The 21,080-nt window shown below is 67.9% G+C and carries 28 protein-coding genes; 17 read left to right on the forward strand and 11 right to left on the reverse strand.

Going from position 1 to position 21,080, the window contains the following annotated elements; all coding sequences use genetic code 11:
- The first annotated feature begins 51 nt into the window (after positions 1–51).
- The 7 genes from NGM10_RS09405 to NGM10_RS09435 all read left to right on the forward strand — a co-directional run bounded on the left by NGM10_RS09405 (position 52) and on the right by NGM10_RS09435 (position 4,183).
- Positions 52–843: a helix-turn-helix transcriptional regulator gene (locus NGM10_RS09405; protein WP_253477743.1), complete on the forward strand. Its 792-nt coding sequence runs from the start codon at positions 52–54 to the stop codon at positions 841–843.
- Positions 844–1,081: 238 nt separating this feature from the next.
- Positions 1,082–1,780: a V-type ATP synthase subunit D gene (locus tag NGM10_RS09410; protein WP_253477746.1), complete on the forward strand. Its 699-nt coding sequence runs from the start codon at positions 1,082–1,084 to the stop codon at positions 1,778–1,780.
- Between the two features lie 189 nt (positions 1,781–1,969).
- Positions 1,970–2,365 carry a DUF6276 family protein gene (locus tag NGM10_RS09415; protein ID WP_253477749.1) on the forward strand — a complete coding sequence of 132 codons (396 nt, stop codon included), beginning with the start codon at positions 1,970–1,972 and terminating at the stop codon, positions 2,363–2,365.
- 78 nt (positions 2,366–2,443) lie between these two features.
- Positions 2,444–2,653 carry a DUF6684 family protein gene (locus NGM10_RS09420; protein WP_253477753.1) on the forward strand — a complete coding sequence of 70 codons (210 nt, stop codon included), beginning with the start codon at positions 2,444–2,446 and terminating at the stop codon, positions 2,651–2,653.
- A 131-nt stretch (positions 2,654–2,784) separates the two neighbouring features.
- Positions 2,785–2,967 (forward strand): hypothetical protein, encoded by a 183-nt coding sequence (locus NGM10_RS09425; protein ID WP_253477757.1) that lies wholly within the window; start codon positions 2,785–2,787, stop codon positions 2,965–2,967.
- A 135-nt stretch (positions 2,968–3,102) separates the two neighbouring features.
- Positions 3,103–3,567, forward strand: a complete 465-nt coding sequence (locus tag NGM10_RS09430; protein ID WP_253477760.1) for a TRAM domain-containing protein — start codon at positions 3,103–3,105, stop codon at positions 3,565–3,567.
- A gap of 136 nt (positions 3,568–3,703) precedes the next feature.
- Positions 3,704–4,183, forward strand: a complete 480-nt coding sequence (locus tag NGM10_RS09435; protein ID WP_253477763.1) for a Tfx family DNA-binding protein — start codon at positions 3,704–3,706, stop codon at positions 4,181–4,183.
- A 60-nt stretch (positions 4,184–4,243) separates the two neighbouring features.
- Here the strand turns inward: NGM10_RS09435 and NGM10_RS09440 are convergent, their stop codons facing one another.
- Positions 4,244–4,471 carry a hypothetical protein gene (locus NGM10_RS09440; RefSeq protein WP_253477766.1) on the reverse strand — a complete coding sequence of 76 codons (228 nt, stop codon included), beginning with the start codon at positions 4,469–4,471 and terminating at the stop codon, positions 4,244–4,246.
- A gap of 156 nt (positions 4,472–4,627) precedes the next feature.
- On the opposite strand from NGM10_RS09440, the gene NGM10_RS09445 reads away from it, so the two are divergent.
- The gene (locus tag NGM10_RS09445) at positions 4,628–5,413 is read left to right on the forward strand and encodes an SDR family oxidoreductase (RefSeq protein ID WP_253477769.1); all 786 of its coding nucleotides are present in this window, start codon (positions 4,628–4,630) and stop codon (positions 5,411–5,413) included.
- The gene (locus tag NGM10_RS09450) at positions 5,413–6,087 is read left to right on the forward strand and encodes a Dph6-related ATP pyrophosphatase (RefSeq protein WP_253477771.1); all 675 of its coding nucleotides are present in this window, start codon (positions 5,413–5,415) and stop codon (positions 6,085–6,087) included. The genes NGM10_RS09445 and NGM10_RS09450 overlap by 1 nt, the downstream gene beginning before the upstream one ends.
- A 1-nt stretch (position 6,088) precedes the next feature.
- Here NGM10_RS09450 and NGM10_RS09455 read toward each other — a convergent pair whose 3' ends face one another.
- The 5 genes from NGM10_RS09455 to NGM10_RS09475 are packed head-to-tail and all read right to left on the reverse strand — an operon-like array spanning position 6,089 to position 8,458.
- Positions 6,089–6,358, reverse strand: coding sequence for a hypothetical protein (locus NGM10_RS09455; RefSeq protein ID WP_253477773.1), 270 nt, complete (start codon positions 6,356–6,358; stop codon positions 6,089–6,091).
- A gap of 56 nt (positions 6,359–6,414) precedes the next feature.
- On the reverse strand, positions 6,415–6,807 hold the full coding sequence (locus NGM10_RS09460) for a PIN domain-containing protein (protein WP_253477775.1): 393 nt from the start codon (positions 6,805–6,807) through the stop codon (positions 6,415–6,417).
- Positions 6,804–7,055 carry an antitoxin VapB family protein gene (locus tag NGM10_RS09465; protein ID WP_253477777.1) on the reverse strand — a complete coding sequence of 84 codons (252 nt, stop codon included), beginning with the start codon at positions 7,053–7,055 and terminating at the stop codon, positions 6,804–6,806. The genes NGM10_RS09460 and NGM10_RS09465 overlap by 4 nt, the downstream gene beginning before the upstream one ends.
- 39 nt (positions 7,056–7,094) lie before the next feature.
- Complete coding sequence (locus NGM10_RS09470) at positions 7,095–8,177, reverse strand: mannose-1-phosphate guanylyltransferase (RefSeq protein ID WP_253477779.1); 1,083 nt, start codon at positions 8,175–8,177, stop codon at positions 7,095–7,097.
- Between the two features lie 2 nt (positions 8,178–8,179).
- Positions 8,180–8,458, reverse strand: coding sequence for a DUF7091 family protein (locus NGM10_RS09475; RefSeq protein ID WP_253477781.1), 279 nt, complete (start codon positions 8,456–8,458; stop codon positions 8,180–8,182).
- 137 nt (positions 8,459–8,595) lie between these two features.
- Here NGM10_RS09475 and NGM10_RS09480 point away from each other — a divergent pair, with 137 nt between their 5' ends.
- The 6 genes from NGM10_RS09480 to NGM10_RS09500 all read left to right on the forward strand — a co-directional run bounded on the left by NGM10_RS09480 (position 8,596) and on the right by NGM10_RS09500 (position 13,935).
- The gene (locus NGM10_RS09480; RefSeq protein WP_253477783.1) at positions 8,596–10,740 is read left to right on the forward strand and encodes an alpha-amylase family glycosyl hydrolase; all 2,145 of its coding nucleotides are present in this window, start codon (positions 8,596–8,598) and stop codon (positions 10,738–10,740) included.
- Between the two features lie 155 nt (positions 10,741–10,895).
- The gene (locus NGM10_RS09485; RefSeq protein WP_253477786.1) at positions 10,896–11,573 is read left to right on the forward strand and encodes a LysE family translocator; all 678 of its coding nucleotides are present in this window, start codon (positions 10,896–10,898) and stop codon (positions 11,571–11,573) included.
- A gap of 131 nt (positions 11,574–11,704) precedes the next feature.
- Positions 11,705–12,640, forward strand: coding sequence for a replication factor A (locus tag NGM10_RS09490; protein ID WP_253477789.1), 936 nt, complete (start codon positions 11,705–11,707; stop codon positions 12,638–12,640).
- Between the two features lies 1 nt (position 12,641).
- Positions 12,642–13,307 carry an RPA family protein gene (locus tag NGM10_RS09495; RefSeq protein WP_253477792.1) on the forward strand — a complete coding sequence of 222 codons (666 nt, stop codon included), beginning with the start codon at positions 12,642–12,644 and terminating at the stop codon, positions 13,305–13,307.
- Between the two features lie 186 nt (positions 13,308–13,493).
- A complete protein-coding gene (locus NGM10_RS18415; RefSeq protein ID WP_497007311.1) occupies positions 13,494–13,685 on the forward strand; it encodes a DUF8118 domain-containing protein in 192 nt (63 codons plus the stop codon).
- Entirely contained in the window at positions 13,669–13,935 is a 267-nt protein-coding gene (locus NGM10_RS09500) for a hypothetical protein (RefSeq protein ID WP_253477795.1), read from the forward strand. The genes NGM10_RS18415 and NGM10_RS09500 overlap by 17 nt, the downstream gene beginning before the upstream one ends.
- On the opposite strand, the gene NGM10_RS09505 is transcribed toward NGM10_RS09500, so the two are convergent.
- Positions 13,932–14,345: a universal stress protein gene (locus NGM10_RS09505; RefSeq protein ID WP_253477798.1), complete on the reverse strand. Its 414-nt coding sequence runs from the start codon at positions 14,343–14,345 to the stop codon at positions 13,932–13,934. The genes NGM10_RS09500 and NGM10_RS09505 overlap by 4 nt on opposite strands.
- Before the next feature lie 116 nt (positions 14,346–14,461).
- On the opposite strand from NGM10_RS09505, the gene NGM10_RS09510 reads away from it, so the two are divergent.
- On the forward strand, positions 14,462–14,992 hold the full coding sequence (locus tag NGM10_RS09510) for a DoxX family protein (RefSeq protein ID WP_253477802.1): 531 nt from the start codon (positions 14,462–14,464) through the stop codon (positions 14,990–14,992).
- 4 nt (positions 14,993–14,996) lie between these two features.
- The gene (locus tag NGM10_RS09515) at positions 14,997–15,311 is read left to right on the forward strand and encodes a DUF7521 family protein (RefSeq protein WP_253477805.1); all 315 of its coding nucleotides are present in this window, start codon (positions 14,997–14,999) and stop codon (positions 15,309–15,311) included.
- 1 nt (position 15,312) lies between these two features.
- Here the strand turns inward: NGM10_RS09515 and hutH are convergent, their stop codons facing one another.
- Genes hutH through hutU form a run of 4 tightly spaced genes read right to left on the reverse strand, consistent with a single transcriptional unit; the run spans position 15,313 to position 20,813 of the window.
- Positions 15,313–16,887, reverse strand: coding sequence for a histidine ammonia-lyase (gene hutH / locus NGM10_RS09520; protein ID WP_253477808.1), 1,575 nt, complete (start codon positions 16,885–16,887; stop codon positions 15,313–15,315).
- Positions 16,880–18,100: an imidazolonepropionase gene (gene hutI, locus NGM10_RS09525; RefSeq protein ID WP_438267136.1), complete on the reverse strand. Its 1,221-nt coding sequence runs from the start codon at positions 18,098–18,100 to the stop codon at positions 16,880–16,882. Before hutI ends, hutH begins: the two co-directional genes overlap by 8 nt.
- Positions 18,097–19,044 carry a formimidoylglutamase gene (hutG, locus tag NGM10_RS09530; RefSeq protein ID WP_253477811.1) on the reverse strand — a complete coding sequence of 316 codons (948 nt, stop codon included), beginning with the start codon at positions 19,042–19,044 and terminating at the stop codon, positions 18,097–18,099. Before hutG ends, hutI begins: the two co-directional genes overlap by 4 nt.
- Positions 19,041–20,813 carry a urocanate hydratase gene (hutU, locus tag NGM10_RS09535; protein WP_253477815.1) on the reverse strand — a complete coding sequence of 591 codons (1,773 nt, stop codon included), beginning with the start codon at positions 20,811–20,813 and terminating at the stop codon, positions 19,041–19,043. Before hutU ends, hutG begins: the two co-directional genes overlap by 4 nt.
- Positions 20,814–21,080: the final 267 nt, after the last annotated feature.

Genomic DNA, 21,080 nt, shown 5'->3' on the forward strand with positions numbered 1-21,080 from the left:
CAAAAATATTCTTTCAACAGATTTATGACGTATAGAAAATCCAGTATTTTTATGGAAAGAGAGGCACGAAAAAGAGAGCAGACGGCTACGTCGATTCTGTCCTGTATCGGTGGGAGCGAACACCGCTGGCAGATCCTCTCGCTCCTCGGCGAGGGCGAGTACGAGGTCCGACAAATCGAATCGGAGCTCGACGTTCCGAGAACGACGCTTCGTCACAACATCAAAAAGATGGAGGAACGGGGACTCGTAGAGGAGACTCCGAAACGAAAGTATCGGCTCACGCCACTGGGACGGGCGACGCAGGAAGGTCTAGAAACCTATCACTCGTACGTTAGTACCACTCTTCATCTCGACCCGCTGTTTTCCTGTATCTCGTACGAATCGTTCGAGGGGAATATCGGTTCGCTCAGGGATGCGAATCTCACAGTCGCTAGTTCCGTGCGACCTCACGCACCCAGTCAACGCTTCTTCGAACTGATCTCGGAGGCCACTCGAACTATCGGGCTCCTCACCTCACTCCCGCTGACAGAAGACCAGTTCCGAACGGTTCTGTCGGACGAGCAGTCTCGTCTTGAACTTCTGTTCACCGAAGAGATCGCCCGCGTGTTCGAGGAGGAGTTCTCCTTCCTCGACGAAAACGGCGGCGAATCGCCCGAGACGTCATTCTGGACGGTGGACCGTGACGCGGAGTTCACACTTGCGGTGGTGGACGAAACCGTCGTGATACTCGCGCTCGACGGTCGGGACAAACCTCACGTCCTCGTCGAAACGGACAACGACGCCTGTCGGTCGTGGGCAATGCAGGAGTTCGAGACGTACCGTGAGAGCGCCACACCATACTAGCAACGAGTCGCGTCTGGGGAATGAGGGAGTGACGGCCGAGTGAACGCCGCGACGGAGTCCGGTCGCCGGAGCCATCACTCGGCGGTCGTTCCACGACGGTGGCGGGTCGACGAGACGACGTTGATTACTACTCCCGGGACGGTCACGGCGAGGAGTTCTCGAGCCCTGCGTAGGCGACACCGGCGGGCGACACGAACAGTAAAAGGTTAACCCCCTAGAGACACAAACTTCCCCCAAGATGGCCAACGACGTCAAGCCCACTCGGAAGAACTTGATGCAGATCGAGGACCGCATCGAGCTGTCCGAGCGGGGTCACGACACGCTGGAGCAGAAGCGCGACGGCCTCATCATGGAGTTCATGGACATCCTCGATCAGGCTCAGGACGTCCGCTCGGGCCTCGAAGACGACTACGAACTCGCCCAGCAGAAGATCAACATGGCCCGCGCCATGGAGGGCGACGTGGCGGTCCGGGGCGCGGCCGCCGCGCTCAAGGAACACCCCGAGATCACCACCGAGTCGAAGAACATCATGGGCGTGGTCGTCCCCCAGATCGAGTCGAGCAAGGTCAAAAAGAGCCTCGACGAGCGCGGGTACGGCGTGCTGGGCACGAGCGGCCGCATCGACGAGGCCGCCGAGGCCTACGAGGAACTCCTCGAAAGCATCATCCTCGCCGCGGAGGTCGAGACCGCGATGAAGAAGATGCTCACCGAGATCGAGACCACCAAGCGCCGGGTCAACGCCCTGGAGTTCAAGCTCCTGCCCGAACTCAACGAGAACAAGGAGTACATCGAGCAGAAGCTCGAAGAGCAGGAGCGCGAGGAGACCTTCCGCCTCAAGAAGATCAAGGCCAAGAAAGAAGAAGAAGAGCGCGAAGAGCGCGAGGCGGCCGAGGTCGAAGCCGCCGGGGAAGCCGAGACGGTCACCGCCGACGACTGAGGACGGCCACCGACCGCTTTTCCGTTCGAGAATCCGCCCGCGGGCGAATCTTCCCGCTCAGACGCTCTGCCAGTATCACGTCCCCGTCCGTCGATTCGAGCGACGCGGCACAGCCGCGTCGCTCGCTCGGTCGGGCTGTCCCCGGCCGCCATCGCCTACCCTTTTGGCCTCCCACGACGATTCCCCGACATGACCTGTCCCGAGTGCGGAAGCGACCAGTTGGCGTTCGCCGTCCCCGGCGACCTCCGGGGATATCTCCCCGAGGACCCCGAACGCGTGGCGGTCTGTAGCCGATGTCTCGCCGTCGAACCGACAGCCGACGCGCCCGACGACCTCCCCGACTTCCGGCGTATCAGCGACGCGCTCCCGACCGGCGAGGGGGGCGCGGCGATGGTACTCGCGCTCGGCCTGCTCGACTCGCTGGCGCTGTACCGGACCGAGTTGGCGGCCCTGCTGGAGCGGGTCGAGCGCGCTGGCACGGACCCCCTGCTGGTCGTGGACCGGCTCGCGGCCGACCCCGACGTATCCCTGCACTTCGACGTCGAGCGGCGACGCCGACAGGTCGAGCAGTTGCTCTACGAGTAGCGCGTCGAGTCGTGGCTCTCGGAGTCGGTCACCGTGGCCGGTGTCGTTATGTCCGTGGCCGTGGTCCTACGACCCACCATGGCCGACTCCGTGTTCGACCGCGAGACGATGCTCGACATCTCGGTCAACATCATCCCGCTGGTCATCCTCGCGTTCTTCATCGCGTTGCTCGTGCTCACATCGCCGTTCGAGCCCAACCTCTTCCTCGAAGTGGTCGCGCTCTTGCTTCACCTGATTCCGCTCGTTCTGCTTGCCCTGCTGACCTACGTCGCCGCCCACTACATCTGAGTCGCGTCGGTCTCGCCCGCCCTTCGACCCCGTGGGTTCCGCGCTACCGATTTCCACAGCCGTCCTTTCGGGCAGTTTCACTTTCACTCCGGATGGCTGACCTTCATATCGCTCCCCGACAAGTCTCGGGTATGACACTCACGTTCGCTCGCGAGGAACCGGCGACCGCCGACGACGACGCCAGGGCGGTACTCGACGTCTCGGACGTAGAGACCGACCGCCTGCAGGAGTACGTCGGCGAGTGGTTCGCCGACGTGAGCGACGTCTACCTCGAACGCAAGGGCGGCAGGACCTTCCTCGTCGCCGGGGAGTAGGTCGACTGCGGTCGGCGGTGCGGATGCGGTCGGGGTCAGTCCCCGCTATTGTACCGCGAGCGACCGCTCGCGGGTCCTGAGCGCAGTAAACGGTTGTACGTAAAGGTTTAGGCCGCCGGGCCAGTAGCCACAGGCATGCCGGACTGTCCACTCGCGGAAGACTGCCCGAGTTTTCAGGAGCGAATCGAGGGAATGGGATGCCAGCACTACGGCGACCGGGGCGGCGCGGAGTGGTGTGACCACTACAACCAGCCCATCCGCGAACTCAAGACCGCGCCCGTCCAGCCGGGCGAGGAGGTCGTGGTGGACATCGAGGACATCCACGAGAGCGGCGCTGGCGTCGGCCGGACCGAGGACGGCTTCATCGTCATGGTCGACGGCATCCTCCCGGACGCCCGCGCGCGGGTGGAGATCACGAACGTTCACGGCAACCACGCCCGGGCCGACCCCATCGAGCGACTGCCGATGGACGAGGAGGACGAGGAGGGGACTGACGACGGCGACGCCGAGGAGTCTGACGCGGAATCCGGCGACGGAGACGACGAGGACGGCCGGTCCCGGCCGCAACTCGGTAGCCGCGACAACTTCTGGGGAAGCTGAACCCCGGGTCCGAGCGCGGCCGCTGGGTGGACAGTCCCAACAGCGTTCCGCGCCGCGGGTTTTTTCGGTCGGAGTGCGTAGAGGCGAGCATGGACCGACCACCGCAGACGGCGAGGCGGCCGTGGGAGGGTCGACCGTGAGCGAGGCCCCCGACCCCGAGGAGATGCTCGACCGCGCGGGATTCGACGCCGACACCAGCGTGCTGACCCGCCGACAGGCCGAAGTGCTGGCACTGCGCGAGCGCGGGGTCGCGCAGGCGACCATCGCCGACCGCCTGGGCACCTCGCGCGCGAACGTCTCCAGTATCGAGGCAAGCGCCCGCGAGAACGTCCGGAAGGCCCGCGAGACGGTCGCGTTCGCCGAGGCGCTCCACGCGCCGGTCCGGGTCGTCGTCGAGGCTGGGACCGACCTCTACGACGTGCCCTCGCGGGTCTACGACGCCTGCGACGAGGCGGGCGTGAAGGTCAACCACGCCGCACCGGAGCTGATGAAGCGAGTGAGCGACGAGGCCGGGGACGCGGTCGAGGACCGCGCCGTTCGCGAAGATTTGTTGATCGGCGTGACGGCCGACGGCGAGGTGACGGTCCGAAAGTCGGCGGAAGCGAGTCGGGGGTGACGAACGGCGTTTTGTGCTGTCGTCCCTTCCGTCGTCTCGGTGATGTCCGTCAGCGCGAAGCTAGCTATCTCCGGTACCTATGAGGGCCGCACCGCACAGCACCGCGACCGCACCGCACAGCACCGCGACCGCACCGCACAGCACCGCGACCGCACCGCACAGCACCGCGACCGCACCGCACAGCACCGCGACCGCACTGCACAGCACCGCGACCGCACTGCACAGCACCGCGCCCCGTACCTCCCCGCGTGCGGTCGCGCCTTCGGCGAAGGCGCGACCGCGGCGCATCCGGTGGTCTGTGGCGGCTCGCGGAACTCCCGGTGGTCGGCGGAACCCCGCGGAACCTCCCTCCGGTCGCTCCCGCGACCCGGAGCGTCGATTCAGTTCCAAGCAAACGCGCCCGCGTCCCGGAGAGCTTTGAGGGTGGCCTCCGAAACGGGGCACATGGACCTCGGAATCGAAGGCAACGCGGCAATCGTAACGGCGAGTTCGAGCGGGCTCGGCCGGGCGTCGGCCAAGGCGCTGGCCGAGGCGGGCGCGAACGTCACCATCTGCGCCCGCGGCGAGGAGAAACTCGCCGACGCCGAGGCGGAGATTTCGGCCGCGGGCGACGGCGACGTGCTCGCGGTCCAGTGCGACATCACCGACCCCGACGAGGTCGAGGCGCTCGTGGAGGCGACGGTCGAGGAGTTCGGCGGCCTCGACCACGTCGTCACCTCCGCCGGGGGACCGCCGAGCGGAACGTTTCTCGACACCACCGAGCGCGACTGGTACGAGGCCTACGACCTGCTGGTGATGAGCGTGGTCTGGCTGACGAAGGCCGCCCACCCCCACCTCGTCGAGAGCGACGCGGGCACCGTGGTCAACGTCACCTCGACCAGCGTCCGGGAGGCCATCGACGGCCTCGTCCTCTCGAACGCGGTCCGGCGCGCGGTCGTCGGCCTGATGAAGACTCAGGCCCGCGAGTGGGCCCCCGACGTGCGGGTCAACGCGGTCCTGCCGGGCGCACACGAGACCCCCCGCATCCAGGAACTCGTGGAGGCCTCGGTCGAGCGCGGCGAGCACGACACCTACGAGGAGGGGCTGGCCGACTGGTCGGCCGACATCCCGCTGGACCGCGTGGGCGACCCCGGGGAGTTCGGCGACGTGGTCGCGTTCCTCTCCAGCGAGCGCGCGAGCTTCGTCAACGGCGCGGCGCTCCCGGTCGACGGCGGCCGTCTCCGGAGCTGATGGCGACGGTCCTCTCGTGGAGCGGCGGCAAGGACGCCTCGTTCGCCCTCCGGGAGATGCACCGCGAGGGCGTCGAGGTCGTCGAACTCCTCACGACCGTCTCGGCCCAGACCGGCCGGTCGAGCATGCACGGCGTCGGCCGAGAGCTCTACGAGCGACAGGCCGACGCGCTCGGCCTGCCGATCCGGTTCGTCGAGATTCCGGCCGACGCCTCGAACGACGAGTACGAGGCCGCGCTGGCCGAGGCCACCGACGAGTACGAGCGCCGGGGTATCGACCGAATCGCGTTCGCCGACCTCTACGTCGAGGACATCCGCGCGTACCGCGAGAGCCGCCTCGAAGCGAGCGACATCGAGGGGTACTGGCCCGTCTGGGGCCGGGACACCGAATCCCTCGCCCGCGAGTTCGCCGACGCCTTCGAGGCGACCGTGGTCGCGGTCGAGGACTCGGCGCTCGACGAGTCGTTCGCGGGCCGCCCCTTCGACGAGTCGTTCCTCGCCGACCTCCCCGAGGGCGTCGACCCCTGCGGCGAGAACGGCGAGTTCCACACCTTCGTCCACGACGGCCCCGTCTTCGACCGACCCGTCCCGGTCCGGACCGGCGAGACGGCGACGGTCGAACCCCGCCACGGCGACATGGTGGTCCACCAGTGCGAGGTCCTCCCGGCGGAGTGACTCAGGACTCTATCTTCTCGACTATCTCCTTTGCCTTCTCGCGGGCCTTATCCTCGCCCACGTTCTTCTTGATGAGCACGCTCTGGACCTCCCAGTCGTCGCTCCCCTCTCGCTTGCCGGTCCGAACCTCCGAGCCCTCCGAAACGTCGTGGGCGGGATTCTCGGCCCAGTCGGGCGTCCGAATCTCGTCGAACTCGTCGGGGTCGCGGAACCGGACGTGGATGTACTCGTCTTCGGTCTCGACGGTCTGAACGTCTGGAACGTCGGCCATGGCAGGCGTGGTACGGCGTGGACGCCCAAAATTCGGACGGCCGAGAAAACGCGGACTCAGCGGTACTCTTCGATATCGATGACTTCCCGGCAGGAGGGATGGGTGTGGTCGCTATCGCTGGTGACGAGTGGCGCGTCTAGCTCGCGGGACGCGCCCGCGACGAGGGCGTCGATGGGAGAGAGGTGGGGCCCCTGCGCATCTATTTCGGCCGCGATTTCGGTGGCGTGCTCGGCTGTCTCCTCGCCGATAGAGTGGACCTCGACCCATTCCAGATTCTGCTTCGCTTTCCCGGGCGTACTCTCGGTACCGTAAACGCCACCGAGCAGGAACTCGGTGTAAATCGGGGCCGGAACGACGAACGCCTCGTCGCTGTGGTCGAGCAGGTACTCCTTGGTGGTGGGATGGCCGTCCTCGTAGTCCATCAGGAACGAACTGTCGAGGACCTTCATTCGTCGCTCCGATGTCGGGCGATCTCCTCGACCCGGTCTGCGCTCTCGCGCTTCCCCTGCTCGTGTAACTCTTCGACCACGCCGCGCTGGTCGGTCTCTTCCCACGCGCCGAATCCCGCCAGTAGGTCGCGGTCGTCGGCGAGGAGTCGCTCGACCACGTCGTCGAACGTCTCGTCCTCGCGTCGGCGGGCCTTCAGCCGCTCGTAGTTCTCCTCGCTGACCCGGACGTGCTTGTCGGCGGTTCCCATACGAGATTGTAAACTCCCGCGTTAACATCAACGTTGGGGTCAGAACAGTCCCTGTTCGCGCAACGCCGCGACGACCTCGCGCACGCGCTGGGCCTCGTCCTTCGGCACGACCAGCACTCGGTCGTCGTAGGCCGCGACCACCAACCCCTCGACGCCCACCGCGCTGACGTGGGTGTCGCCGTCGCTCGCGACGACGCTGTCGGCCACGTCGACGGTCACGGCGTCGCCCAGAACCGCGTTCTCGGCGTCGTCGGTCTCGACCACGCGCTCTATCGCGTCCCACGACCCCAGGTCGTCCCACTCGAAGTCGGCGGGCACGACGTAGGCGTCGTCGGTGCGCTCCATGACGGCGTAGTCGATGCTGACCGGTTCGACCTCGGCGAATCCGCGCTCGGGGTCGCCCGCCGCGAGCGCCGCGACGAGCGGCGCGAGCGGCGACTCGCGGGCCTCCCGGAGGAGGGCGTCGGGGGTCCACGCGAACAGCCCCGCGTTCCAGTAGAAACCCCGCCCCACGAACTCCCGAGCGGTCTCGGCGTCGGGCTTCTCGCGGAACTGCGCGACCTCGGCGTATCCGTCCCCGGTGTTGCCGTCCTCGGCGTATCCGTCCCCGCCGTTCCCGCCGCCGGGGGCGTCGACGCCCCCGGCGGCGGGTTCGATGTATCCGTAGCCTGTCGCGTGCCGGGTCGGTTCCACGCCGAACGTCACCAACCCCTCGGTTTCGACTGCGGCGCGGGCGGCGGTTCGGGCGGTCGTCTCGAATGCCCCCGAGACGACGTGGTCGCTCGGGACGCAGAGGACGACGCAGTCGCCCACCTGCTCGCGAACGCGGTGGGTCGCGTACACCAGCGCCGGGCCGGTGTCGCTGGCCTCGGGTTCCACGAGGACGCCCGCCCGGGGGACCGCCTCGCGCACGCGCTCGGCGTGCTCGACGGCGGTCGAGACGTACACCTCGTCGGCGAACCCCACGCGTTCGACGGTCCGGGCGAGCAGGGAGCCCTCGCCCCCCAGCGAGAGGAACTGCTTGGGCCGGTCGGCCCGGCTGGCGGGGTAGAGCCGGGTGCCGGTTCCGCCCGCCATCACGACCGCGACGAGCGGGCGGTCGAGGGGTCCGTCGGGCGACATCGTCACCACGTCTCGACCCGGCCGTCGCGTACGTCCTCGGCGCATCCCCGGCAGTCCGGATGGTCGGGGTCGAAGCAACTGGGTCGGGCCCGCGCGTCGAGCGCGACGGCCCGGCGCTCGGCGTAGCGCCGACAGACGATTCTCGCTCGGCCCTCCTCGTCCTGCGGGAGGTCGGCGAGCGCCGACTGGCGGGCGTTCCGGTAGGCCCGCCTCGCGTCGGCGTACTGCCGCCCGGCCGACCGGAGTTTCGCGCGGAGGAAGCTTTCGAGGCGGTCGTCCATGTCGATTCGTGGTAGAGCCTCGGGAAAGATAGGTCTGTTCGTCGGGGGTCGTTCCGACCGGCGCCCGATTATTTCTTCTATCTGACTGGGGGAAAGATTTAAAATGTTTGTTGAACATTTTCAACGCAGATTTCAGAATGAACCTCGAACGACGAACGCTACTCAAGGGACTCGGACTCGCGTCGATAGGCTGGGCCGGAAGCAACGCCGCCGGAGCGGCGCAACTGGGCGACCTGACCTACGCGACTCAGGAACCGTCTGGCGTCGGGAGTGCGGTCGATTACACCGACGACGTGATTTACCAGATCATCACCGACCGGTTCGAGAACGGTAACACCGGAAACGACCCCGACGGGGACCTCGCGAGCGACGACTGCTCGGACCTTCGGAAGTACTGTGGCGGCGACTGGCAGGGCATCATCGACCGAATCGAGGACGGATACCTGACCGAGATGGGAATCACGGCGCTGTGGATATCGCCGCCGTTCGAGAACGTGACCTCGGCCGACCCCGACATCGGGACGTCGTACCACGGCTACTGGGCGCGGGACTTCGAGGACGCCAACGAGTCCTTCGGCGACATGGACACCTTCGAGGAACTGGTGAGCGTGGCCCACGACAACGGCATCAAAGTGGTCATGGACTTCGTCCCGAACCACACCTCCCCCTCGACCGAGGACGGCGACATGGAGGACGGCGTCCTCTACGACGACGGCGAGCGCGTCGCGTCGTACAGCGACGACCCCGACGATTACTTCCACCACAACGGCGGGACCGACTACTCCAGCTACGAGGGTCAGATATACCGGAACCTCTACAATCTGGCCGACTTCGACCAGCAGAACTCGTTCATCGACCGATACCTCAAGGACGCCATCGAGGCGTGGCTCGACAGGGGCATCGACGGCATCCGGGTCGACGCCGTGGCTCACATGGCTCCGAAGTGGCAGAAGACCCTCATGGACACCATCTACGACCACGAACCGGTGTTCACCTTCGGCGAGTGGTTCCTCGGCACCGGCGAGTCGAGCCAGCGCTACTACGACTTCTCGAACGACAGCGGGATGAGCCTGCTCGACTTCCGATTCGGGCAGTCGCTCCGGCAGGTCCTCCGGGAGTTCGACGACGACTGGGAGGACTTCTGGGACGTGCTTCAGGAGACCGCGAGCGAACACGATCAGGTGGTCGATCAGGTCCCGTTCATCGACAACCACGACATGGAGCGGTTCACCGTGGAGGACGGGGAGGTCAACACCGACCTCGCGCTCGCGGTCCTGCTGACCTCGCGCGGAACGCCGACCGTCTACTACGGCACCGAGCAGTACCTGACCGGGGGCAACGACCCCGAGAACCGCAAGCCGATGCCGTCGTTCGACCGGACGACGACCGCCTACGAGATAATCAAGACGCTCGCGCCCCTCCGGCGGTCGAACCCCGCGCTCGCGTACGGAGGGACCCGACAGCGGTGGGTCAACAGCGACGTGTTCTTCTACGAGCGCGAGTTCGGCGACAACGTCGTGTTGGTCGGCATCAACCGCAGCGAGGATACCTACGACGTGTCCGGCCTGTCGACCGCGCTCCCCGAGGGGACCTACGAGGACCACCTCGACGGACTCCTCGACGGCTTCGAGACCACCGTCGGGAGCGACGGTTCAATCGACACCTTCTCGTTCGGGCCCAAGACCGTCTGCGTGTGGGAACACACCGGCGACACCACCGAACCGACGCTCGGCCACGTCGGGCCGACGATGGGCCGACCCGGCCACACCGTGACCCTCAGCGGCGAGGGCTTCGGGAGTTCGACCGGGTCGGTCGGGTTCGGGTCGACCGACGCGTCGGTCGTCTCGTGGAGCGACACGCAAATCGAGGCGGAGGTCCCCTCGGTCGCCGGTGGGTTCTACGACATCACCGTCACCGACGCCGACGGTGTCGAGAGCGACGCGTTCGCGGATTTCGAGGTGCTGAGCGGCGAACAGGTCTCGGTCCGGTTCGTCGCCGAGGACGCCGAAACCGAGACCGGCGAGAACGTCTACGTGGTCGGAAACGTCCACGAACTCGGGGACTGGGACACCGACCGCGCGGTCGGTCCGTTCTTCAATCGGGTCGTCCACGAGTACCCCGACTGGTACTTCGACGTCAACGTCCCCGCCGGAACCGACATCGAGTTCAAGTTCGTCAAGATAGCCGACGACGGCAGCGTGACGTGGGAGTCCGGGTCGAACCGCACGTACACGACGCCAGCCGACTCGACCGGCGAGTACGTCGGCGAGTGGCGGACGTAGGTCGACCGCGGCCCCCGGAATCGACGAGCCGGGGCCTCACGCCCGGCGACTCGTGACCTCACTCCAATCGGCTCGCGCGCCGACCGCGCCCCGGCGCGGTCGGCGCGCGAGCGTGAGGCTTACTTCCGGCGGCCCCGAAAGCGTCCCCGACGCCGATGCTCCCGACCATCGACCTCCACGCCTATCTCGTGTTCGTCGGCGCGGCGCTGGCCCTCATCCTCACGCCCGGCCCCGACACCGTCTTCGTCCTCACGCAGGGGGTCGGCGCGGGCAAGCGCGGCGGTCTCGCCTCGGCGCTCGGGGTCAGCACGGGCATCCTCGTCCACACCGTCGCGGCGACCGTCGGCCTCGCGGCGCTGCTCCGGACCTCGGCGCTGGCCTTCGCCGTCGTGAAGTACGCCGGGGCGGCCTACCTCGTCTATCTCGGCGCGAAGACGCTCCTTCGGGGCGGCGACCTGAACGACCTCGCGGGGTCGAGTTCGAGACCGGGTTCCGCGTCTGAGGTCGGCGTCCCCGGGTCCGGGGACGCCGACCTCAGACGCGGATTCCTGCGGGGCGTGACGGTCAACGTCCTGAACCCGAAGGTCGCGCTGTTCTTCCTCGCCTTTCTCCCGCAGTTCGTGGGGTCGGGTCCCGGAACGACCGCCGAGATGCTGGCGCTCGGTGGGACCTACGCCGCGCTGACCGCGCTGTATCTGGGCGGCGTGGGCCTGCTCTCGGGCGGGGTCCGGACCGCGTTCCGCGCTCGCCCCCGACTCGCCGACGGCCTGCGGTGGGTCTCGGGGTCGGTCCTCGTGGCGCTCGGGGCGGCGCTGGCGCTCGACGGTCGGTAGCCGCAAAATACCGCGAGAGCGTCCGAGAGTTCCACTTTCACTTCCACTCCGCACTCACCGAGGTTTTTATACCATAGCGCACAAACCCTTCGCATGTCTCCCGAAGAAAACGACGCGGAGACGGATACACCATGAGCGATGTGCGCCAGCACGCCGAAGAGATACGCGAACAGTTCTCCGAACATCTCGACCTGACGGCCGACGAGGTCGAGCAGCGCCTCGACAACCTCGTCAACGAGTACCGGGTGCCCCTCGAAGAGGCGCGCCGGAGCGTCGTCAGCCACTACCTCGACGAGGCGGGCCTCGAACGCGACGACATCCGGACCGGTGGCGGCGGTACCGAGAAGGTCAACGTCGAGGACATCGACGAGGACGAGCAGTGGATCGGCCTCACCGCGAAGGTCGTCGACCTCTGGGACCCCCGGAGCGACGCCGTCGGGCAGGTCGGCCTGCTCGGCGACGAGACCGGCACCACCAAGTTCACCAAGTGGGCCAAGTCCGACCTCCCGGAACTGGAGGAGGGGAAGGTCTACCGCCTCGGGAACGTCGTCACCGACGAGTACCAGGGCAACTACTCGGTGAAGCTCAACCGCACGACCACCATCGAGGAACTCGACGAGGACATCGAGGTCGGCGACGACACCGCCGAGGTCGAGGGCGCGCTTGTGGACATCCAGAGCGGCTCGGGTCTCATCAAGCGCTGTCCCGAGGAGGACTGCACCCGCGTGCTCCAGAACGGTCGCTGTTCGGAACACGGCGAGGTCGAGGGCGAGTTCGACCTCCGCATCAAGGGCGTCCTCGACGACGGCGAGGAGGTCCGCGAGGTCATCCTCGACGAGGAGGCGACCGAGGAGTTCACCGGCATCGGCCTCGAAGAGGCACAGGACATGGCGATGGACGCGCTCGACACCACCGTCGTCGCCGAGGAGATGCGCGAGCGGACCCTCGGAAAGTACTACCGGGTTCGCGGCCCCACGATGGGCCGATACCTCCTCGCCGACGAGGTCGAGGAGCTGGCCGGGCCGACGAACGCCGAGGACGTTCTCATCAAAGCGAGGTCGATGTGACATGAGTGGAGCACCAATGCGAGAGGTCGCCCGCCGCGTGTTCGCGCGCGAGTTCAACGACGCGACCCACACGTTCAAGGAGTCGGACGAGGAGCGAGCCCCGGTGTACGCGCTGTTGCCGACCGGCGAGAAGGCCAACCGCATCTTCGTGGTCGGCACGCTCACCGAGACCGAGGACGTGGGCGAGGACAGCGAGTACTGGCAGGGCCGGGTCGTGGACCCGAACGGCGACCCGTTCTTCGTCTACGCGGGCCAGTACCAGCCCGAGGCCGCGAGCATGCTCCGGGAACTCGAACCACCGGCGTACGTCGCCATCACGGGCAAGCCCCGGACCTACGAGACCGACGAGGGCGACGTGAACGTCTCCGTGCGACCCGAGTCCATCACGCTGGTCGACGCCGCGACCCGCGACCGATGGGTGGTCGAGACCGCAGAGCGGACCCTCGACCGAATCGCCGCCTTCGAGGAGGGAGAGACGGCGGAATCGTCTCACGAAGGCGGCATCGCCGCCGGAGCTAACGAGTACGCCCGGATGGCCGAGGAGGAGTACGACCTCCCCCTCGACCGCTACCAGCAGACGGCCATCTCGGCGCTCGAAAGCCTCGAAGACGAGGCGACTGACGACGACACCGACGAGCCCGAACCCGAGGCCGAGCCGCAGGCGTAGGCCTCGGGTTCGGGCGACCGAACCGCCACGAGAATCGACAACGAACCGACTTTCGGGGGGAGGTAGGCGGGACGCTACGCGACGAGGAGTGGGCCGAGAGACAGAGAGCCCAGCGTCGGCGCTCCGAAACGCGTCCGGGTGGTACCAGCACCCGCACGCTGGGCGTGCCCAGACCAGAGCAGCCCAATGTCTACGGATACGCCACGGTCACAAGAAAGTACCGGGACCGTCACCGGGCCCCACGTCGGCCGCGACCGCGAGGGGAGACGCGACCACCGCTTCTGGCGGTGTGAGCGTTGCGGCCTCGAAAGCACCGACCCACGGCTCCGCGAGGGGTGTTTCCGGTGTCACGGAGGAACGAATGCCCCGCGAGCGTGAGTCGCCCAGCGCGGGATGGCGCGAGGTCTACCGCGAGCTGGACGCCGCCACCGACGCCGAGGAAGCGACCCGCGCCTGTCCGTACTGCGGACGGACGTGCGAGAACGTCCTCAGAGACCTGTACGACTGTGACGAACACGGCGTCTTCCGGCCGAGCACCGAGGGTCGGGATTCGGCCGAATCCGGCGATTCGGCCGACCCGTCCCCGGAGCACGACCCAAAAAATCGAGCGTCCGGGACGGCTGACTAGTCGGACCCGGGCTTCTCGCGGCCCGCACCGAGGACCAGCGCGGGCCGGGTCGCCTCCAGGAGCACCTGCTGGGTCACGCTACCGAACAACGCCTTGCCGGTCGGCGACCGGCCCCGCGGCGCGAGACACAGCAGGTCGGCGTCGATGTCGGCGGCGGTTTCGAGGATGGCCTCGGCTGGCGCGCCGCTCGACTCCGCGTAGCCGACTTCGACGCCCTCGTCTTCGAGGTGTTCGGCCGCCCGGCGGACCGCGGCCACTTGATGAACCGAGGCCCCTTCCGGATTGTCGGTGAAGTCGTGGAACAGCGTGACCGACACCTCGGGGCCGACGCCCGGCAGGCCGGTTATGGTTCGGGCCTGTTCGAGCGCGCGCTCCTCGTCGTCGCCGATGGCGGCGAGTATCCTGTACATGCGCGAGAGTACCCTATCGAACCTGATAAATCGGGGACCCTGTTTTCAGATTCCGAGATTCGGAAGGTCGGTTGAAGTGGTTCGTGGGACGACCACTAGACGTGAGGTGACCCACCATGTCCACCCGCCAACTCGAAACCGAGCTGTTCGGTCGACGCACCGACTTCGAATACTCCGAGACGTGGGTTGGTTACGCCCTGTTCGGCCTCCGGGTCGTGATGGGGTGGACGCTGTTCTACGCCGGAATCACGAAGGTGCTCGACCCCGAGTGGTCCGCCGAGGGCTTCCTGCTCAACGCCATTCCCGCGGGCAACCCCTTCACCGGGCTGTGGGCGACGCTCGCGAGCGACTGGCTGTGGCTCATCGACCCGCTCAACGCGTGGGGACTCACGCTGGTCGGGTTCGCGCTACTGGTCGGTGCGTTCGTCCGTTGGAGCGCGTTCTGGGGCGCGGTGATGATGGTGTTCTACTGGGCGGCCAGCCTGCCGCTGGAGAACGGCATCGTCATCGACGACCACATCGTCTACGCGCTGTTGCTGTTCGGTCTCGGGGCGTTCGGCGCGGGTCGAATCCTCGGCGTCGACGAGTACCTAGAGGAGACGAGCGTCGCGAAGCGATACCCGACGCTCCGGTACCTCCTCGGGTGAGCAGATGGCCGATCTCTCGACGCTCCTCCTCGCGTTCGACGCGCTCGTCGTCGCGCTCGGCGTTGCCGTCGCGTGGCTCGCTTTCGGGGCGTTCCGCCGGACCGGCCTGCAGGGCCTGCGACTGGTGGCGTTCGCGGTCGCCCTCGTCGCCCTCGGGGCGGTGCTTCCCGGGGTGACCTACCTCGCCACCGGGGCGTCCCCGGTGGCGAGCATGCTCGCCGGGAGCGTCGTCACGACGGTCGGGTTCGTCGCGCTGTCGTACTCGCTGTACGCCGAGTACTCCGACGATCCGCCCGCACCCGGACGGAACGCGGGCTGAGCTATTCGAGCGACTCGAAGAGCGCGTCCTCGACGCGCTCTTCGAGCAGGCCCGACGCCACCAGCGCGTCGGCGCGCTCTACGTCCTCGTGGACGGGTCGGTCCTCGACCAGCGGAGCCACGACCTCGCGGACCGCCTCGTAGGCCGCGGCGGTGCCGACGCCGTGGTCGAGGTCGTCGGGGAGGAACTCCGCGGCCTGCGCGCCACAGAGGAGTTCGATTCCCACCACCGTGGTCGCGTTCTCGACCGCCGCGCGGGCGTCGAACGCGCTCTGGGCGCTCATGCTGACGTGGTCCTCCTGATTCCCGCTGACCGGCGTGTTGTCCATCGAGGGCCGTCCGGTCGCGCGGTTCTCGTTGAGGAGCGCCGCCGCGGTGTACTGGGCTATCATGTACCCCGAGCGCAGGCCGCTGCCCTCGGTGAGAAACGGCGGGAGGTGGTCCTCCTGGACGTTCGGGTTCACCATCCGGTCGACCCGGCGCTCGGAGATGGCGGCGAGTTCGGTCATCGCGTTCGTCAGGTAGTCGAGCGGCATGGCGAGGGGGTCGCCGTGGAAGTTGCCGCCCGAGAGGACGGCGGCGTTCTCGGTGCCCGACGCCCGGGGGTCGGTCTCGTCGGCGTCGAAGATGAGGGGGTTGTCGGTCGCGCTGTTGAGTTCGATTTCGACCGCCTCACGCAGGTGGCGGGCCGCGTCCCGGACCGCGCCGTGGACCTGCGGCAGGCAGCGAATCGAGTAGGCGTCCTGCACCCGGTCGCAGTTGCGGTGGGACTCGACCACCTCCGAATCGGCGGTGAGGCGCTTGACGTTGCGCGCGCTCTCGGCGTGGCCCGGATGGGGCCGAACCCCGGCGATGGAGTCGTCGGCGGCGGCGGTGGTCCCCATCGTCACCTCGGTCGTGAGCGCCCCGGCCACGTCGGCGGCCCGGACCGCGCGCTCGGCGTCGACCACCGCCAGCGCTGCGAGGCCGACCGTCAACTGGGTGCCGTTGATGAGCGCGATGCCCTCCTTCGCCCGTAGCGTCAGGGGTCCGAGGTCGGCTGTCGCGAGCGCGTCCGCGCCGTCCATCCGCTCGCCGTCTACCTTCGCCTCGCCCTCACCCACGAGCACGAGCGCGAGGTGCGCGAGCGGCGCGAGGTCGCCGCTCGCGCCGAGGCTCCCGCGGGACTTCACGACCGGGTGGATTCCCTCGTTGAGCATGGTCGCGAGGTGGTCGACGACCACCTCGCGGACGCCGGAGTAGCCCTTCACGAGCGCGTTGAGTCGGCCGAGCAGGAGCGCACGGACCTCCTCGCGGTCGAGTTCCCGGCCCGCGCCCGCGGCGTGGCTCCGGACCAGATTCAGCTGGAGTCGCTCGATGTCGTCCTGCGGGATGCGCTGGTCGACGAGCTCGCCGAAGCCCGTGTTGACTCCGTACACTGGGTCGCCGCTCTCGACGACCTCCTCGACGCGCTCGCGGGCGACCCGGACCTTCTCGCGGGACTCCTCGGGAATCTCGACCGGGGCGTTCTCGCGGGCGACGCGCGCCACGTCCTCGGGGGTGAGGGTCTCGCCGTCGGCCCGAACCGGTTCAGCCACGGTGGACCACCTCCCCGTCTTTCAGCACCGCATCGACCGCGTTCACGCCGAAGTTGTACGGGACGTGGACGTGGGTCGGCGCGTCCAGCACCGCGAGGTCGGCGGGCGCGCCCTCTCGGAGCGTCCCGTGGTCGTCGGGGAGGTCGAGGGCGTCGGCGGCGTTGGTCGTCGCGGCCACCAGCGCCTCGGCGGGGGTCATCCCCATCTCGACGCAGGACAGCGAGGCGGCAAAGCCCACGCTCTGGGAGTAGCAGTTGGGGTTGAAGTCGGTCGCTATCGCCACGTCGGCGCCCGCGTCGATGAACGTTCGAGCGTCGGCGTAGGCCGCCCCGAGGCCGAAGGCGGTGCCGGGGAGCAGGACCGGGACCACGTCGGCCTCCACGAGCGCATCGATGTCCTCCTCGGTCGAGTGGAGCAGGTGGTCGGCGCTCGCGGCGCCGACCTCCGCGGCGAGCTTCGTCCCGCCGATGTGGGCGAGCTCCTCGGCGTGGACCTTCGGCGTCATCCCCGCGGCCGTCCCGGCCTCCAGCACCTGACGGGACTGCTCGACGTCGAAGACGCCCTCCTCGCAGAACACGTCGCAGAACCGGGCGATGCCCTGCGAGGCGACTTCCGGAATCTGCTCGTCGACGACCTCGTCGACGTAGTCGTCGGCGTCTCGGCCCTCGGGGACCGCGTGGGCACCCATGAACGTCGGAACCACGTCCACGGGGTGGCGGTCGTTCGCGCGGTCGATGACCGAAAGCATCCGGAGTTCGGTCTCGGTGTCGAGTCCGTAGCCCGATTTGACCTCGACCGTGGTGGTCCCGTGGGCGAGCATCGTGTCGAGGTGACCGAGCAGGTTCGCGAGCAGTTGCTCGTCCCCGGCCTCGCGGGTCGCCCGGACCGTCCGGAGGATGCCCCCGCCCTCCGCCAGAATCTCCTGATACGTCTTGCCCCGCAACTTCGCCTCGAACTCGTCGGAGCGGTCGCCCGCGAACAGGGCGTGGGTGTGGGGGTCAACGAACCCGGGAATCACCGACTTGCCCGAGGCGTCGACCGCGTGAGCCGCGTTCTCCGGCGGGAACTCCCGGGTGACCGGGCCGGTCGAGCCGACTCGCGCGACCTCGCCGTCCTCGATTGCCACGGCGGCCTCCTCGTAGACGCCGAGTTCGCCGTCTTCGTGTACCGTGACGACCTCCGCGGCGTCGTGGACGACTGCCGTCAGGGTCACGCGCGACCACCTCCCGCGGCCCGCGCGCTCAGGAGGTGGGCGACCGCGCGCGCCCCGGCGGTCGCGGTCAGATTCGCGGTCCCGGATTCGAGCGGCGGCGCGCACTCGACGACCTCGAAGCCCGCGAGTCGGTCCTCGCTCCCGAGCAGGCGCACCATCCGGAACAGCTCTCGCGTCGTGATGCCGCCGGGCGTCGGGGCGCTCACGCCGGGCGCGGCCGATGCGTCGAGCACGTCCAGATCGACGCTGACGTAGACTCGGTCCACGTCGCCCATCGCGTCGAGCGCGCGGTCGGCGGCCTCGACCCCGTCGTCGCCGACCTCCTCGGCAGTGACGACCTCGCCGCCCCGCTCGGCGACGTAGTCGGCGTACGCGGTGGAGGTCTCGAAGTGGCGCGCGCCGACGCAGGCGTAGGCGTCCAGCCCCGCCTCGTAGAGCTGGCGGTAGGGCGTCCCGCTCGTGGGGTCGTCCCGTACTTCGCGCACGTCGAGGTGGGCGTCGAAGTTGACGACGCCGAGCGTTCCCTCGTCGAGGAGGGGCGCGGCGTTCGGGTAGGTCATCGAGTTGTCGCCTCCGAGGAACACGGGGAAGGCGTCCGCATCGTGGACCCGCGCCGCGATGGTCCAGACGCGCTCTTGGAGGTCCATCACCGACTCGGGCTCGGAATCACCGAAGGTCACGTCGCCGAGGTCGGCGACCGACCCCACGGGTCCGGCGTCGAAGTGGTGGGTCTTCGCGCCCGCGAGTCGCCCGCGGAGCGCGGACGGCCCCTCGGCGGCCCCCTTCCGGCCGATGACCGCCCTGTCGAACGGTTCCCCGACCAGCACGGCGTCGAAGCGGTCGGCGTCGTCGATGCTCGCGAGTTCGACCACATGGCCGAACTGCTCGTCGTTGGAGTCGCTTGAGGTGCCCATCCAGTCGAAAGTTGGTTCCAGTCCGGTCATTCGTCGGCCCTGTCCCGCATCGGCACCGAGACGTTCGAGTCCTCGGCCTCGGCTATCGCCTCGTCGTAGCCCGCGTCGGCGTGGCGAATCACGCCCATCCCGGGGTCGGTGGTGAACACCCGCCGGGCCTTCTCGGCCGCGAGGTCCGACCCGTCGAGCACGACGTGGTTGTTGGCGTGAAGCGCGTTGCCGATGCCCACCCCGCCGCCGTCGTGGACGCTCACGATGTCGGCCCCGGCCGCGCAGTTGAGCAGGGCGTTCAGGATGGGCCAGTCGGCGACCGCGTCCGACCCGTCCTTCATCGCCTCGGTCTCGCGGTTGGGGCTGGCGACGCTCCCCGCGTCGAGGTGGTCGCGCGTGACGACGATGGGCGCGGAAATCTCGCCCTCGGCGACGAGTTCGTTGATGCGCAGGGCGAACTTCGCGCGCTCGGTGAGGCCGTCTTCCGAATCGGTTTGATAGCCGAGCCAGCACACCCGCGAGGGAAGCCCCTGGAACTCGACCTGCTCTTGGGCGAGGTCTATCCACCGGTGGAGTCCTTGCTTCTCGGGGAACAACTCCTTGACGGCCTCGTCGGTCCGGTGGATGTCGCTCTCCTCGCCCGAGAGCGCGGCCCACCGGAAGGGACCCTTCCCCCGGCAGAAGAGGGGTCGGATGTACGCCGGGACGAATCCGGGGTAGTCGAAGGCGTCCCGCTTGTTCCGATGCTCGTTCACCTGCCCGCGGATGTTGTTGCCGTACTCGAAGGCCACCGCGCCCTCCTCCTGCATGTCGAGGATGGCCTGTACGTGGCGTTCCATCGTGTCCAGACTCTCCTCGACGTAGGTCTCGGGGTCCTCCTCGCGGAGTCGGTCGGCCTCCGCCACGGTGTACCCCGAGGGGTAGTAGCCCTCCAGTTCGTCGTGGGCGCTGGTCTGGTCGGTGATCACATCGGGCACGAACCCCCGGTCGAGCATCCCCTCCAGCATGTCGGCGGCGTTGACGTGGACGCCGACGGAGTAGGGCTCGCCCTCCTCGGCGGCCTCCTGAGCCCTCTCGATGGCCTCCTCTACGTCGTCGGTCTTCTCCTGACAGTACCCCGTCTCGATGCGGCGGTCGATGCGGTCCTCGTCGACCTCCGCGGCGATGCAGACGCCCTTGTTCATCGTGACCGCGAGGGGTTGGGCACCGCCCATCCCGCCGAGACCGCCCGTGACGACGATGCGCCCTTCGAGGTCGCCGTCGTAGTGCTGGCTCGCGAGTTCCGCGAGCGTCTCGTAGGTCCCCTGGATGATGCCCTGCGTGCCGATGTACGCCCACGACCCCGCGGTCATCTGGCCGTACATGATGAGGCCCCTCGCTTCGAGTTCGTGGAAGTGCTCCCAGTCGTCCCACTTGCCGACGAGGTTGGAGTTGGCGATGAGGACCCGCGGCGCTCTCTCGTGGGTCGTGAACCGACCGACGGGCTTGCCCGACTGGACGAGCAGGGTCTCGTCGTCGTCGAGGTCTCGCAATTCCGCGAGGATGGCGTCGTAGGCGTCCCACGACCGCGCGGCCCGGCCGGTACCGCCGTACACCACCAGTTCCTCGGGCTTCTCGGCGACCTCCGGGTCGAGATTGTTGTTCAGCATGCGGAGCGCGGCCTCTTGGCGCCATCCCTCGCACTCGATGTCGGTGCCGGTGGGTGCGCCCCGGTACTCGCGCCACTGGTCGCTCGGCTCGCCGACGCCCGCGCCAGCGCGGGCGTCGGCGTCGTCGGCGTCGATTTCGGTCTGTGGGCTATCGCTCATTTCTATTGTACTCTTCGCGCGCGAGACGCAAATAGCTGAACACCGCCTAAGGGAGGGTGTTTTAAAATGTTGTGGCGGTAGTCCCAGTCGGGTCGGTCGTAGCACCGTCGAAGCCACCGCAACATATATTAATGAATTGGTGATTATGGTAAGATACGCGCGTCCCATATCCGGGACGTCTTCCTGTAGTCCCTTTCCCGGGACACAAATACAGACTCATCCTCGGTCCCCTATCAGGGACCGGACTTCAAAAGTACTCCCGAGCCG

Origin of the sequence: Halorussus salilacus, assembly GCF_024138125.1 — an archaeon.
Taxonomy (GTDB): domain Archaea; phylum Halobacteriota; class Halobacteria; order Halobacteriales; family Haladaptataceae; genus Halorussus; species Halorussus salilacus.

Bases quoted from the DNA above. Each gene is read 5' to 3' on its own strand.
- NGM10_RS09430 (WP_253477760.1), top strand. From the start codon at position 3,103: ATGCCGGACTGTCCACTCGCGGAAGACTGCCCGAGTTTTCAGGAGCGA.
- hutG (WP_253477811.1), bottom strand. From the start codon at position 19,044: ATGACCGGACTGGAACCAACTTTCGACTGGATGGGCACCTCAAGCGAC.
- NGM10_RS09510 (WP_253477802.1), top strand. From the start codon at position 14,462: ATGTCCACCCGCCAACTCGAAACCGAGCTGTTCGGTCGACGCACCGAC.
- NGM10_RS09445 (WP_253477769.1), top strand. From the start codon at position 4,628: ATGGACCTCGGAATCGAAGGCAACGCGGCAATCGTAACGGCGAGTTCG.
- NGM10_RS09405 (WP_253477743.1), top strand. From the start codon at position 52: ATGGAAAGAGAGGCACGAAAAAGAGAGCAGACGGCTACGTCGATTCTG.
- NGM10_RS09460 (WP_253477775.1), bottom strand. From the start codon at position 6,807: ATGAAGGTCCTCGACAGTTCGTTCCTGATGGACTACGAGGACGGCCAT.
- NGM10_RS09515 (WP_253477805.1), top strand. From the start codon at position 14,997: ATGGCCGATCTCTCGACGCTCCTCCTCGCGTTCGACGCGCTCGTCGTC.
- NGM10_RS09440 (WP_253477766.1), bottom strand. From the start codon at position 4,471: ATGCGCCGCGGTCGCGCCTTCGCCGAAGGCGCGACCGCACGCGGGGAG.
- NGM10_RS09425 (WP_253477757.1), top strand. From the start codon at position 2,785: ATGACACTCACGTTCGCTCGCGAGGAACCGGCGACCGCCGACGACGAC.
- NGM10_RS09420 (WP_253477753.1), top strand. From the start codon at position 2,444: ATGGCCGACTCCGTGTTCGACCGCGAGACGATGCTCGACATCTCGGTC.
- NGM10_RS09470 (WP_253477779.1), bottom strand. From the start codon at position 8,177: ATGTCGCCCGACGGACCCCTCGACCGCCCGCTCGTCGCGGTCGTGATG.
- NGM10_RS09450 (WP_253477771.1), top strand. From the start codon at position 5,413: ATGGCGACGGTCCTCTCGTGGAGCGGCGGCAAGGACGCCTCGTTCGCC.
- NGM10_RS09485 (WP_253477786.1), top strand. From the start codon at position 10,896: ATGCTCCCGACCATCGACCTCCACGCCTATCTCGTGTTCGTCGGCGCG.
- NGM10_RS18415 (WP_497007311.1), top strand. From the start codon at position 13,494: ATGTCTACGGATACGCCACGGTCACAAGAAAGTACCGGGACCGTCACC.
- NGM10_RS09480 (WP_253477783.1), top strand. From the start codon at position 8,596: ATGAACCTCGAACGACGAACGCTACTCAAGGGACTCGGACTCGCGTCG.
- NGM10_RS09465 (WP_253477777.1), bottom strand. From the start codon at position 7,055: ATGGGAACCGCCGACAAGCACGTCCGGGTCAGCGAGGAGAACTACGAG.
- hutU (WP_253477815.1), bottom strand. From the start codon at position 20,813: ATGAGCGATAGCCCACAGACCGAAATCGACGCCGACGACGCCGACGCC.
- NGM10_RS09505 (WP_253477798.1), bottom strand. From the start codon at position 14,345: ATGTACAGGATACTCGCCGCCATCGGCGACGACGAGGAGCGCGCGCTC.
- NGM10_RS09500 (WP_253477795.1), top strand. From the start codon at position 13,669: ATGCCCCGCGAGCGTGAGTCGCCCAGCGCGGGATGGCGCGAGGTCTAC.
- NGM10_RS09475 (WP_253477781.1), bottom strand. From the start codon at position 8,458: ATGGACGACCGCCTCGAAAGCTTCCTCCGCGCGAAACTCCGGTCGGCC.
- NGM10_RS09415 (WP_253477749.1), top strand. From the start codon at position 1,970: ATGACCTGTCCCGAGTGCGGAAGCGACCAGTTGGCGTTCGCCGTCCCC.
- NGM10_RS09410 (WP_253477746.1), top strand. From the start codon at position 1,082: ATGGCCAACGACGTCAAGCCCACTCGGAAGAACTTGATGCAGATCGAG.
- NGM10_RS09455 (WP_253477773.1), bottom strand. From the start codon at position 6,358: ATGGCCGACGTTCCAGACGTTCAGACCGTCGAGACCGAAGACGAGTAC.
- NGM10_RS09490 (WP_253477789.1), top strand. From the start codon at position 11,705: ATGAGCGATGTGCGCCAGCACGCCGAAGAGATACGCGAACAGTTCTCC.
- NGM10_RS09495 (WP_253477792.1), top strand. From the start codon at position 12,642: ATGAGTGGAGCACCAATGCGAGAGGTCGCCCGCCGCGTGTTCGCGCGC.